The 13,315-nt window shown below is 57.0% G+C and carries 10 protein-coding genes; 7 read left to right on the top strand and 3 right to left on the bottom strand.

Annotation, left to right across the window (positions count from 1 at the left end; translation table 11 throughout):
* Entirely contained in the window at positions 1–1,383 is a 1,383-nt protein-coding gene (locus tag EYR88_RS08785) for an MFS transporter (protein WP_131089263.1), read from the bottom strand.
* 367 nt (positions 1,384–1,750) lie between these two features.
* Here EYR88_RS08785 and EYR88_RS08780 point away from each other — a divergent pair, with 367 nt between their 5' ends.
* From EYR88_RS08780 to xdhC, 5 genes are all read left to right on the top strand, one after another.
* Positions 1,751–2,236, top strand: a complete 486-nt coding sequence (locus EYR88_RS08780; RefSeq protein WP_131089262.1) for a nucleoside deaminase — start codon at positions 1,751–1,753, stop codon at positions 2,234–2,236.
* Between the two features lie 9 nt (positions 2,237–2,245).
* Positions 2,246–3,730 (top strand): NCS2 family permease, encoded by a 1,485-nt coding sequence (locus tag EYR88_RS08775; protein ID WP_131089261.1) that lies wholly within the window; start codon positions 2,246–2,248, stop codon positions 3,728–3,730.
* 178 nt (positions 3,731–3,908) lie between these two features.
* Entirely contained in the window at positions 3,909–5,396 is a 1,488-nt protein-coding gene (locus EYR88_RS08770; protein WP_131089260.1) for an FAD binding domain-containing protein, read from the top strand.
* Complete coding sequence (xdhB, locus tag EYR88_RS08765) at positions 5,396–7,723, top strand: xanthine dehydrogenase molybdopterin binding subunit (protein ID WP_131089259.1); 2,328 nt, start codon at positions 5,396–5,398, stop codon at positions 7,721–7,723. Before EYR88_RS08770 ends, xdhB begins: the two co-directional genes overlap by 1 nt.
* Before the next feature lie 2 nt (positions 7,724–7,725).
* On the top strand, positions 7,726–8,568 hold the full coding sequence (gene xdhC, locus EYR88_RS08760; protein ID WP_131089258.1) for a xanthine dehydrogenase accessory protein XdhC: 843 nt from the start codon (positions 7,726–7,728) through the stop codon (positions 8,566–8,568).
* Here the strand turns inward: xdhC and EYR88_RS08755 are convergent.
* Complete coding sequence (locus EYR88_RS08755; RefSeq protein WP_131089257.1) at positions 8,565–9,746, bottom strand: MFS transporter; 1,182 nt, start codon at positions 9,744–9,746, stop codon at positions 8,565–8,567. The two genes, xdhC and EYR88_RS08755, sit on opposite strands and share 4 nt — an antisense overlap.
* Before the next feature lie 149 nt (positions 9,747–9,895).
* Between EYR88_RS08755 and EYR88_RS08750 the strand changes: the two genes are divergently transcribed.
* Entirely contained in the window at positions 9,896–10,735 is an 840-nt protein-coding gene (locus EYR88_RS08750) for a helix-turn-helix transcriptional regulator (protein WP_131089256.1), read from the top strand.
* On the opposite strand, the gene mmuM is transcribed toward EYR88_RS08750, so the two are convergent.
* The gene (gene mmuM, locus EYR88_RS08745; protein ID WP_242632497.1) at positions 10,732–11,679 is read right to left on the bottom strand and encodes a homocysteine S-methyltransferase; all 948 of its coding nucleotides are present in this window, start codon (positions 11,677–11,679) and stop codon (positions 10,732–10,734) included. The two genes, EYR88_RS08750 and mmuM, sit on opposite strands and share 4 nt — an antisense overlap.
* A gap of 129 nt (positions 11,680–11,808) precedes the next feature.
* On the opposite strand from mmuM, the gene EYR88_RS08740 reads away from it, so the two are divergent.
* Complete coding sequence (locus EYR88_RS08740) at positions 11,809–13,245, top strand: amino acid permease (RefSeq protein WP_131089254.1); 1,437 nt, start codon at positions 11,809–11,811, stop codon at positions 13,243–13,245.
* The last annotated feature ends 70 nt before the right edge of the window (positions 13,246–13,315 follow it).

Below are 13,315 nucleotides of genomic sequence, written 5' to 3'. Positions count from 1 at the left end.
TTAGACTCCATGCTGGGCGAAACGGGTCCCGCGACGAGCGTAGTTGAACCAAGTCATCAGCATCAGCCCGAGGTAGGCCACGATGAAGACGATAAACGCTGGGGTGTAGGAACCGGCGTTGGACATCGATAGTCCCAGGGCCTGCGGAATCAGGAATCCACCGTAGGCGCCAATGGCTGAGATCAGGCCCAGGGCAGCTGCCGACTTGCGTGATGCTTCGGCACCCTTGGAGCCGACACCGAGGGCAAATACTGCGGGGATCATGCGGTAGGTGGAACCGTTACCGATACCCGTGGAGGCGAAGAGCATCAAGAACAATACAAGGAATAGCCAGAAGTTCGCCAGTGGCAAGGTCACCACAACCAGTGCGGTAATCAGAGCCATGGTGGCCAGGGCGGCCACGGTGACCTTTGCTCCACCAATGCGGTCAGCCAGCTTGCCACCATAAGGGCGGGAGAGCGAACCGACCAGTGGGCCCAGGAACGCCAAGGTAATGGTTGCGGTGCCCAGTGGCAGGTGAGAGAAGGCCGGGAAGGTATCAACGATCAGCTTAGGGAAAACCGCAGCAAACCCGATGAAAGAGCCGAAGGTTCCTACGTACAGGCAGGAGATGATCCACAGGTGCTTTTCCTTCAGGCAGGCAATCGCTCCACGAACATCTGACTTAGCTGAAGTCAGGTTGTGCATGTAGCGCCATGCGCCATAAGCGGAGATGAGGATCAATGGAATCCAGATGACACCAGCTAGTGGCAACTGCAGAGATCCGGCTGCAAAAACGGTGATGGCGATGGGTACCAACAGCTGAGCTACCGCGGCACCGAGGTTACCACCGGCCGCGTTCAGGCCCAGCGCCCAACCCTTTTGGGCTGCTGGGTAGAAGTGGGTGATGTTAGCCATCGATGAGGCGAAGTTGCCGCCACCAAATCCGGTGAGGGCCGCCAGGAGCAGCATGACACCGAATGGGGTGGAGGTGTTGGCCAGAGCCAAGGACAGTCCGACCGCGGGGATCAGCAGCAGCAGAGCCGAAACGATGGTCCAGTTGCGTCCGCCGAAGCGAGCAACCATGAAGGTGTATGGGATGCGCAGGGTGGCGCCGATCAGGCTTGGCATGGAGATGAGCCAGAAGAGCTGGGAGGTGCTGTAGGTGAATCCTGCCGTTGGCAGGTAGACAACCACGATGGCAAAAAGCTGCCAGATGCTAAAGCCAAGGAACTCGGCGAAGATGGACCATTTGAGGTTACGGCCGGCGGTCGTTTGACCAACGCCGTTCCAGAAGTTGGAATCTTCAGGGGTCCAGTTGTTGATCCAGCGTCCAGGGCTGATATCAAGGGATGGTGCGCTGGAGGTGCGCAGTTGCGTACCTGGGTCGACTTGTGAACTCACGGCGGTTTATCCCTTCGCAGATGACTGATGCTTAGAGCATGACAAACCGGTATTTCACTTACGTGCGGTGGGTGTTGCACCGAGGGGAACTTAATCTCACCGACCACAATTTTGGGCCGATAGAGATTGGTAATCCGTTGGAAACGCAAAAAACAGCGATTTATTCATAATGTGAAAAAACAATCTCAAAAAGATTGCGAGCCCCAGATCACACTGATACTCTCATACGTGTCTATGGCGGGCACCCATCAATGGGTCGCTATCTACCGGGCGTGCAACTGATAAATTTCAGCAGCCAAGTACGGTCGGGTCGTGGTGGGTTACCTCGTGATGCGTCGTGCTTGACGAAAGCATGAGGAGACACGCGATGAGCGTTAATACCACTGGCCAGGACTATCTTTCGATGGCCATCGACCTTGCCACCCAGAACGTGAACAATGCAGGCGGCCCCTTCGGCGCCGTAGTGGTCACGGCAGACGGACAGGTCTTCGAAGGAGTCAACCGCGTTACCGCAACCAACGACCCATCGGCTCACGCCGAGGTAGTTGCCATCCGCACCGCGGCCGCAGCACTAGAAACGTTCGACTTGAGCGGCTGCGTTCTCTACACCAGCTGCGAACCTTGCCCCATGTGCTTGGCCACCTCATTGTGGGCTCGCATCGGTAAGGTGTACTTCGCCGCTGACCGTCACGATGCTGCAAAAGCAGGCTTTGATGACGCAGTCTTCTACGAATATTTCGAACAGGAATCAAACCGTGCGCTAATGCCGGTGCAGCACTTCGAGCACGAATCAGTTCAATATCTCAAGCCTTTCCAGGCTTGGGACTCCTTGGAATCCCGCACCGATTACTAGGCGCCGGTCATGACAACGCTTAGTCGTCAGCAAGCCCCTGTCGCATCCGCACCAAAACCAAGCGGACCAAAGAAGATTCTCGATTCCTTCTTCAACATCACCGGCCGTGGATCCACCGTCGCCCGCGAGGTCCGCGGCGGGCTGGTGACCTTCTTTACGATGGCCTATATCGTCATCCTCAACCCGCTGATCCTTGGTGGATTCAGCACCGATGCAGCACCGCTGGACGTGGCAGGAAACTGGTTGCCGGCAGCCCAGGTGGGAGCGATGACCTCGCTGACCGCTGGGGTGATGACCATCCTGTTTGGCATGGTCGCCAACCTTCCCTTCTCACTGGCCGCCGGGCTGGGGATGAATTCCTTCCTGGCCGTTTCGGTGGTCCAAGATGTCACCTGGCCAGAAGCCATGGGACTGGTAGTGATCAACGGTGTATTGATTGTCATCTTTGGAATGACCTGTATCCGTACTGCGATTTTCCGGGCCATCCCCAAGGACCTGAAGGCTGCCATCACCGTAGGTATCGGACTGTTTATCACCTTCATTGGCTTTGTAGATTCCGGGTTTGTCACCCGCACCCCGGCCGGACCTCCGGTGCAGCTAGGGGAGGGTGGATCAATTGTTTCGATACCGACCATGATCTTTGTCCTCGGACTGCTGATCATGGGGGCGCTGGTAGCCCGCGGAGTACAGGGCGGGATCCTGATTGGCATCATCATCTCTACGGTGCTGGCGGTCATTGCTGAACAGGTCTTTAAGATCGGACCGAGCAGCGATAGCAATCTGCACGGCTGGCATCTGAACATGCCCATACTTCAGGGCAATATTGTTTCGCTGCCAGATCTGTCATTGGCCGGGAACTTTGACTTGCTCGGCTCCTTCAGCCGAATCGGAGTGTTGGCAGCCACCATGCTGGTCTTCACTCTGGTCTTCACGAACTTCTTTGACGCCATGGGTACGATGACGGGTTTGGCCAAAAACGCCGGACTAGCCAGCAAGGACGGCACGTTCCCACGGCTCAAGGCAGCCTTTGTGATCGAAGGTTTGGGAGCGGTTGCTGGTGGTGCTGGATCTAGTTCGTCCAATACGGTGTACGTTGATTCGGCCGCCGGCATTGGCGAAGGCGCAAGGACCGGACTGGCTTCGTTAATCACCGGAGTATTGTTCCTTGGCTCCATGTTCTTCACACCGCTCACCTCGGTGGTGCCCATGGAAGTGGCCGCCGCAGCGCTGGTCTTGGTAGGAACCATGATGTGCGCGCAGATCCGAGAGATCAACTTTAAGCGGTTCTCTTCAGCCATGCCAGCATTCCTGACCCTGATCACCATGCCGTTGACCTATTCAATTGCCAACGGAATTGGTGCTGGGTTCATCGCCTGGGTTGTGGTCAATACTGCAGCAGGGCGCCACAAGAAGGTGCATCCACTGATGTGGGTCGTGGCCTTCGGATTCCTGATCTACTTTGCCAGAGGACCGCTCACGCTCCTGCTTGGGTGATGTGATCCGGGTTATATTTGAGTTCAGTACGCAGTTGAAGGAGAAACAACCCATGGGTGAAACCACCGCCTGGTCCAAGGGCCAGATCGCGCACGGACACTAACCGCGGTACGTCCCGCACAGTATCCATTTCATTCATGGTGCACCCATTTAGCTGGGTGCAGGAGGTGTTAACGGCATGAGTGCCGAAAATTCACTACAAACCGATTGCCAGATCACGGTCAACGGCAACCCACTGGACTTCAATGGTCCGCCACACAGCAACGCACTAGATTTTTTGCGCAACCAAGGTTTGGTTGGCAGCAAGGAAGGCTGCGCTGAAGGCGAGTGCGGTGCGTGCGCCATTTTGGTGGCACGCACCGATGCCGACGGCAGCCGTTGGACCTCGGTGAACGCCTGTCTAGTTCCAGCCGCGGCCCTAGACGGCCAAGAAGTGGTCACCTCTGAAGGCTTGGGTTCTGTTGAAAACTTGCACCCGGTCCAAGAAGAGATGGCTGATCGTGGAGGGTCGCAGTGCGGTTACTGCACCCCGGGCTTCATCTGCTCGATGGCAGCTGAGTACTACCGTCCAGAGCGTTCGGCGCAGGGCACAGCGGAGCCAGACCATGAATGCGGACCCAACGGTTTTGACCTGCACGCACTATCTGGGAACCTGTGTCGTTGCACCGGCTACCGCCCGATTCGCGACGCCGCTTACGCACTGGGGGAGCCTGCAGCAGATGATCCGTTAGCAGCCCGCCAATCCAACAGCGCACCGGCACCGGTAGCCACCGACCTGTACACCGCCGATACTCCCACCGGTGAACTTGGACGCTTCCGCCGCCCAGCCTCACTGAGCGAAGCGTTACAGATCTTGGCCGATGAACCGCAATCCACCGTCGTGGCTGGCAGTACCGACTGGGGTGTTGAGGTCAATATTAAAGGCGCTCGCGCTCGCAGTGTGGTGGCGATTGACCGGTTGGAAGAATTGCGTCAAATTCGTTGGGAGGATGACTTTCTTGAAATTGGTGCAAGCCTGACCTTGAGCGAGGTGGAACGGCACCTCGCTGGCCGCGTGCCGTTGTTGGGTCAGCTCTTTGGACAGTTTGCGTCCAGATTGATTAGAAACTCGGCCACCATTGGCGGAAATCTTGGCACCGGCTCGCCCATTGGTGACACACCACCGGCCTTACTGGCCTTGGAAGCGCAATTAGTTTTGACCAGCGTGCAAGGTCAACGAGTGGTGGAGCTAGCCCAGTACTTCACCGGCTACCGACAGACCGTGCGTAGTGCAGGCGAGCTGATTACCGCGATCCGCATTCCGCTGCCGCTGGCTACACACACCAGTTTTCAGAAGATTTCCAAGCGACGCTTTGACGATATTTCATCTGTTGCCGTGGGCTACGCGCTGACCGTGGTGGACGGAGTGATCAGCACAGCTCGAATCGGTTTGGGCGGTGTGGCCGCAACCCCGCTCCGTGCGGTGGCCACCGAGGCCATGCTGGAAGGCAAGGCCTGGAATATCACCACGATTCGTGAAGCGGCCGCCATGATGGCTGAAGAAGGCACACCAATGGATGACCATCGGGCCAGCGCCAAGTATCGCAAAGCGATGCTTGCCTCGTCGCTTGAACGTTTCTACGCCCAACAACTAGCGGTGCAAGCCCCTATGAAGGAGGCGAAGTAATGAGCCAGCTATCTCAACGACCCGAAGCGCCCATTGTTGGTCAGCGTCAACGCCATGAATCGGCCGCTGCCCACGTCACGGGCACCGCGCTGTACACCGATGATCTGGCCCACCGACTTTCGGGAGTATTACACGCCTACCCAGTGCAATCCACCGTGGCCCACGCCAAAATCTTGAACCTGGATACCAGCGAAGCGCTGCATATCCCGGGCGTTATCAAGGTCATCACTGCAGGGGATATTCCCGGAGTTAATGACCAAGGCGCCAAACACGATGAGCCACTGCTGCCGGTAGATGAGGTCATGTTTTATGGCCAACCGGTGGCTTGGGTACTCGGCGAAAATCTGGAAGCAGCCAAGGCCGGAGCCAAAGCAGTTTCCGTGGACTATGAGCCGCTGGAATCCTTGATCACCGTGCAAGATGCCATCAAAGCCGGTAGCTTCCACGGTATTCAGCCGGTGATCCAAAAGGGCGATTGGGATGCAGGTTTTGAACAGGCAGCACACGTGTTTGAAGGTGACTTCGACTTTGCTGGGCAGGAACACTTCTACCTAGAAACGCAGAACTCGTTGGCGCTGATTGATGAGAGTGGACAGATTCTGATTCACTGCTCAACCCAGCATCCCACCGAAACTCAAGACATCGTTTCGCACGTGCTTGGAATACCAGCGCACGAGATTTCCGTGCAGGTGCTGCGCATGGGCGGCGGTTTTGGTGGCAAGGAAATGCAGCCACACGGTTATGCAGCGGTAGCCGCTTTGGGCGCCAAACTCACTGGGCGTCCGGTGCGGGTGCGGTTGGACCGCACCTTGGATATGACCATGACCGGCAAACGTCATGGCTTCTATGCCAGCTGGAAAATCGGTTTTGATGACCAAGGCCGAATCCTTGCCTTAGACGCGCAGCTCACCGCTGATGGCGGGTGGAGCCTGGACCTGTCAGAGCCAGTGCTGACCCGCGCCATGTGCCATATCGACAACTCGTACTGGATCCCTAATATTCGGGTTGCCGGGCGGGTAGCTAAATGCCACAAAACCTCGCAGACCGCATTCCGTGGATTTGGTGGGCCCCAAGGCATGCTGGTCATGGAAGATATTTTGGGACGGGTCGCCCCGCAACTTGGTATCGAAGCCAGAGAACTGCGCCGACGTAATTTTTACACCGAAGGCCAGGACACTCCCTACTTCCAGCCGGTGCGTCATCCAGAACGTATTGATGCTGCCTGGCAGCAGGTGCTTGATTCGGCAGATATAGCTGGGCGTGAAGCAGAGATTGCCCAGTTCAATGCCAATAATCCGTACAGCAAGCGAGCGCTGGCTATCACCCCGGTGAAGTTCGGTATCTCGTTTAACCTCACTGCCTTTAACCAAGGTGGGGCACTGGTGCTGGTCTATAAAGACGGATCAGTGCTGGTTAATCACGGTGGCACCGAGATGGGTCAAGGCCTGCACACCAAGATGCTGCAGGTGGCCGCGACCAGTTTGGGTGTTCCGCTATCCAGCGTGCGCATCGCTCCCACACGTACCGACAAGGTGCCCAATACTTCGGCCACCGCCGCCAGCTCCGGCAGTGACCTTAACGGTGGTGCGGTCAAGGACGCTTGTGAGCAGATCCAAGCTCGACTGGCTCACGTGGCGGCCGGAAAGTTTGGGGTTCCAGCTGCAGATGTTCGTTTTGCCCACGGCAAGATCACCGCGTTGGGCAAAACCGAAGAACTGGAATGGAATGACGCTGTCCGTGATGCCTATATGCAACGCATCCAGTTATCGGCTGCCGGGTACTACCGCACCGAGGGACTGCACTGGGACCTGGCACGCATGACCGGCAGCCCGTTTAAGTACTTCTCTTATGGTGTAGCAGCCAGTGAGGTAGAAGTCAGCTGCTTTGATGGTTCCTACGTCTTGCGTCGAGTCGATATTGTGCATGACGTTGGAGATTCGCTCTCGCCCATGATTGACCTAGGACAAATCGAAGGTGGGTTTGTTCAAGGCACCGGTTGGCTGACCCTTGAAGATCTACGTTGGGACACCTCTGATGGTCCAGGGCGTGGACGGGTAGCAACCCAAGCGGCCAGCACCTACAAGATCCCGAGCTTCTCCGAGATGCCCGAAGTCTTTAATGTTGCCTTGCTGGATAAGGCGCATGAAGAAGGCGTGGTGTACGGTTCCAAGGCCGTTGGTGAACCGCCATTGATGTTGGCCTTCTCGGTACGCGAAGCATTGCGCCAAGCCGTTGCCGCTTTTGGTCCGGAAGGTAGCTCGGTCACCTTGGCGTCCCCGGCAACTCCCGAAGCGGTGTTCTGGGCTATCGACTCGGTGCGTGAGTAACAGTGGAATCGTGGATTGATGCGGTCAGCACTTTGCGCAACCAGCGCCGGGCCGCGGTCTTGTTGACGCTCACTTCAGTGCGTGGGCATGCCCCGCGCGAGGCGGGGGCCAAGATGGTCATCTCCCAAGATAAAACCTTTGGCACGGTCGGTGGTGGCAACCTGGAAATGGCGGCCATCACCCGTGCCCGTCAGCTGATCAGTGAAGGTGTAACGGGACCGGAAACCATGGAGCTGCGGCTTAATGACAAGACCCCGGCCACCTATGGTCGGCAATGTTGTGGTGGGGAAGTGAAGCTTTTGCTTGAACCGTTGCCGGTACCAAAAACTGTGGCGATTTTTGGGTTGGGACATGTGGGCATGGAGCTGGCCCGTATCCTCTCCCGCCACCCGATTGACCTGTATCTCACGGACTCGCGTCCTGAAGCGATCGAAGCCGCTTCCTTGCTGCAACCCAGTGTTGCTTCAATTCAGGCTCAGGTGGCGGTCATGGGTGAACAAGTGCTCAGTACTCTTCCGGAGGGAAGTCATGTGCTGATCATGACTCATGATCATGCAGAGGACTTCCACCTCAGTGACGCTGCGTTAGCTCATCCTTCGCTGGGTTCCATCGGGTTGATTGGTTCCAAAGCCAAATGGACCCGTTTTCGCAAAAACCTGAGCGACAGTGGACACAGCGAACAAGAGATTTCACGGATCCAGTGCCCCATTGGCATTCCTGAGGTCACCGGCAAACAGCCTGCGGTGATCGCGGTGAGTGTTGCCGCGCAGCTAATGCAGCTCTTGGGAGATCACCATACGCAAAGCCATTCTCAGAGCCACAACGTGGTTGAGCTGCGCGCCTAGTCGCCGGCCGGATGCCCAACAAGGTGAGCAGTACGTGGTTTCTGCCTAGAGGTACTGGCAACAACCACGTACACCACCAAGCCAAGGACGGTCATGGCCGAGGCTGCCAGATTTATTGCCGTGAAGCTGCCGGAGGAATCCAGTATGAATCCACCGAGCAATGAACCGAGCATGATCCCTGCGCCCAATGCTGCGGTGTTGGCCGTTCCGACCAAAGGGGAGTCTGATCCTGCAAAACGCAGCACAAAAGTTTGCAACGGAGTGAGCAATCCAAACCCGCACGCACCAAGCAAGAATAATGACGGAATGACCACCGTTTTATGGGTGGCGCCAAAAGCCAAGACAGCTAGTACCGTAGCCAGCAAAAGTAATAGGACCACCGTGGTGCGGACCAATGCGCGGTCTGCGGCTTTGCCTGAGAGCGAATTGCCCACTACCAATCCAGCGCCATAGATTCCCAATAGCCAAATCACCTGGCCACTGCTGAACCCTGAAACCTGTGTCAGCATCGGTTCAATAAAGGTAAATGAGGCGAATAGTCCTCCGAAGCCGATCGCAGTGGCGCTCAAAGCCACCCAAAGGCGAGGATTCGTGAAGGGGCGCAAACTGTTTCGGTAGCTAACCGGTTCGAGACTGCGATCGGCAGGCAACAACAAGGCCAGGCCCACCAAACTGATCAGGCTAATGATGGTGACTACTACGAAGGACGCTCGCCAGCCGGCGGCCTGACCGATCAACGTGCCTAAGGGCATGCCCAAGAGCATCGACAGGGTCAACCCGGTGAATACCAGCGCGATGGCGCTGCCCTGCTTTTTGGCTGGAACCAAGCCGGAAGCGGCCACGGAGGCAACGCCGAAAAACGCTGTGTGGGACCACGCGGTGACAAAACGGCTGCCCAGCAAAAATCCGAAGCTCGGGCTTAAAGAGGCGAGGAAGTTGCCCACGGTGAAGATCGCCATGAGTATGAGTAGGGTGCGTTTTGTTGGAAGACGCAGCAACGCCAGCGCCAGAACTGGTCCACACATCTGACCCAACGCGTAAGCAGTACTGACCATGCCGGCTTGCGCAATGGTGACGTCGAATTCGCCCGAGAGCGATGACAACAGTCCATTGGTCAGAAATTCTGTGCTTCCGATGGCGAAAGCGCCAAGAGCTAAAGCGAGCAGAGCCAGAGGCATAAGAGTGCGGGATCCTTAATGGGTAGTTATTGTCTTAGAATCCATGCTCGCTGGTTTTTCCCGGCGCAAACAGACACCTGCTTTTGGTACTACTGGCAGGGTTACCTTGATCTTCGTCCGGATGCTAGGTGGAGGACTAGACTGTCCGCGTGACGCAAACCAATGATCTAGGAACCTTCCTCAAACACCGCCGGGCCGCCGTTTCGCCAGCAGACCATGGCATTTCAGTGCGTGGAGGACGCCGGGTATCGGGCCTGCGACGAGAGGAAATTGCCCACCTTGCAGGTGTGAGCGTTGCTTATTACACACGTTTGGAACAGGGCAGTAGTACCAACGCTTCGGAACAGGTACTAGAAGCGCTAGCTAAGGTGCTGATGCTCGACGAACCTGAGCGTGCACATCTGAAGGATTTGAATGGTGCGCGGCCCGCCGTAAAGTTGCGCCGACCCAAGGCGGAAAGTGCACCGGAACCGATGTTGGATTTACTGGCTGCGATGCCGCAGGTGCCGGCACTCTTGTTGGGCCGTCGCAATGACATCCTTGCGTGGAATCAGCTCGGGCATCAATTACTTGGATGCCATTTAGACTTTGACGCACCGTTGAACCCAGCAACGCGTCCATCGACAACCCGCATGCTGTTCCTTGATTCCCAGACTCGTGCCCAAGAAGGTCAATGGGAGCACTATGCCGGGCCCCATGTCGCTTTCTTGCGGATGCTCAGCGGACGTTACCCCGAGGACCGGGACTTAGCCGAGCTCATTGGTGAGCTGATGATGCGCAGCAGTGAGTTCGCAGAATTTTGGGCGAGTACCAAGGTCCGCGAATGCAGCTTTGGACAACGCATCTTGCATCATCCACAAGCAGGAACCATCGAGCTGACCTATCACGTATTGAGCCAGCCGGCATTCCCGGATTATCGGGTCGAGTTCTATACCACCAAAGCTGATAGCCCAAGCCGACTAGCGATTAACACGCTTTCCGGGCGTTAGCCTTGTTGTGCTGCTTCGCGCACCCGGGTGATCTGTTCTGGGCTGACCTGGCAGCAACCGCCGATCAGCCGGGCGCCAGCGGCGATGAGCGCAGGGACAGCGGAAGGAAGGTCGTTGCCTCCAGTTCCCGGAATCCAGACGCGTGCTTCATGATCCCAAATCTCACCGCTGTTCGGGTAGGCGGAGAGTGGAAGATTAGTTTCTTCGCCAAGAATTTTCAGGGCGTCCACCGCTTGAGGCACTGGGCAACAGTTCACACCCACACCTGCCCAGACACCAGAGTCTTCAATCAGCTTGGCAGCTGCGCGAAGATCGGTGCCATCACCCAGCACCACATTTCCATGCTCATCGGCCCGAACCGCAAGGCTGAGCCAAACTGGCAGCGTCAGCTCCTTGGCCACTGAGGCTAAGGCTTCCACCTCGGCCAGGCTAGGCACCGTTTCAAAAATGATCAGATCCGCGTCGGACTCGGTCAGAATTTCTACTCGTGCGCGGTGCCATTGAGCCAGCTGCGCAGCATCTAGATCATAGGCGCCATCGTATTCGGTGCCGGCACCGGGTCCTGCACCGTAGGGTCCGACCGAGGCGGCGACCCAGCGTGGAGTTTCTGAAGTTTCAGTCGCGGCCGCTTCTTTAGCCAGTCGCACGCTGGTGTGCAGCATGGTTTCGAACTTGTCGGAGGAACCGACACCCGCCAGCCCCTCGAGGCTTACTTGGTAGGAGCAAGTGGTCGCAACTTGCGCGCCAGCAGCAAAGAAGTCTTGGTGTGCAGCGCGGACTTCTTCGGGACGGTCCATGAGGATCTGTGCTGACCAAAGTTCCCCAGTGACGTCATTGCCACGTTCTGCTAGATGAGTGCCCAGACCACCATCGAGGATGATCGGTGTGGTGCCTTCGGCACGCAGGGCTTGAAGGAAATCGGCGGGATGCACAGTGTTATTCACGTCCTCGAGGGTACAGCCCAAGGCGCTGAAAGACTGAGTTTGACGTCGCATGACTGAAGATGACGTGCACAGCGAAACAAAGTGATAAATCCCGATATTCTGGAACGCATTCATTTCAGAAGGAGCCCTATGACCGAGAGCACCATCAGCAACCAAGAGACCTCAGAATCTGAGTCCGGGCTGCGAAGAACTATGACCTCGCGTCACCTGGTGATGATCGCTTTGGGCGGTGTGATCGGCTCGGGTCTATTCGTATCCTCTGGTTACACCATCGCTCAAGCTGGACCACTAGGTGCGGTGCTGGCTTATGCGGTGGGCGCGTTGGTGGCCTACATGGTGATGAGCGGGTTAGGTGAGCTGTCGGCACGCTATCCGGTGGCCGGCGGCTTCCACGCCCACGCCACCCGAGATCTTGGTCCGGCTTGGGGCTTTGCTACCGCATGGCTCTACTGGTTGTGCTGGGCCGTAGCCTTGGCCAGCGAGTTCACGGCGGCCGGTCTGCTGATGCAGCGCTGGTTCCCCTCGGTTTCGGTCTGGGTCTTTTCACTGATCTTCGCCGCCATCCTCTTTGCGTTGAACGCCATTTCTTCACGTGTCTTTGGTGAGACAGAGTTCTGGTTTGCGCTGATCAAGGTTGCCGCGGTGCTGTTGGTGATCGTTGTGGGTGCTGCGACCATCTTTGGAATCAACCCAGCTAGTGACGCCGGGACTATTGGTCTGTCTAACTTCAACACCGAAGACGGTCTGTTCCCCACCGGAATCTCCGGGGTGCTGGTAACGATCTTGTCGGTGTTCTACGCCTTCAGCGGTACCGAGCTGATTGGCGTGGCCGCCGGAGAAGCCAAGAACCCACAGTTGAGCATCCCTCGGGCCATCCGTACCGCTGTGGTTCGTCTGACCATTTTCTTCATCGGTGCCATTGTTGTGATTGCCGCGATCATTCCTTTTGCTGAAGCTGGAGCGAATGAGTCTCCGTTTGTCACCGTCCTAGATGTGGCCGGTTTACCTGCCGGAGCTGACGTGATGAACTTTGTCATCATCACTGCGTTGCTCTCCGCCGGTAACTCCGGGTTGTACTCCTGCGCTCGAATGCTGCACTCGATGGGTGTTGCCGGGCAGGCGCCGAAGGTACTGTCCAAGACCAATAGCCGTGGCATTCCAATGCTGGCGTTGAGCCTATCCATGCTCGGCGGACTGGTTTCACTGTTCTCCAGTTTTATCGCTGCCGAGTCGTTGTTCCTCGCCTTGGTCTCTGTGGCGGGTTTTGCTGTAGTGGCTGTCTGGATAGTCATCTGCGCTTCTCACCTGTCATTTAGACGCCACTATGTAGCGGTTCACGGCTCTACTGATTCTTTGCCTTACCGGGCTCCGCTGTTCCCGATCCTGCCAATCATCGCCCTAGTCTTGCTGACCGCTTCACTGGTAGGCGTGGCCTTTGATCCGGTCCAGCGTCCTGCGTTGTGGTTTGGTATTCCATTCACGTTGGTCTGCCTTGGGTACTACCGCTGGCGCCATGGTGCCGGAGTCTTCACCCCAGAACGTGAAGTAGCACGCGTTGCCCAGTAAAAGGGAACTTAGTTCACTGCTGAGGAGTTAAAAGGGGAAACGCGGGCGCAGAGCGCTCCGCTTTCCCCTA

The sequence above is a fragment of the Arthrobacter sp. S41 genome, assembly GCF_004320535.1.
GTDB lineage: Bacteria > Actinomycetota > Actinomycetes > Actinomycetales > Micrococcaceae > Glutamicibacter.
The sequence above is the reverse complement of the archived record's forward strand: the minus strand, read 5'-3'. Positions and strand labels throughout refer to the sequence as shown.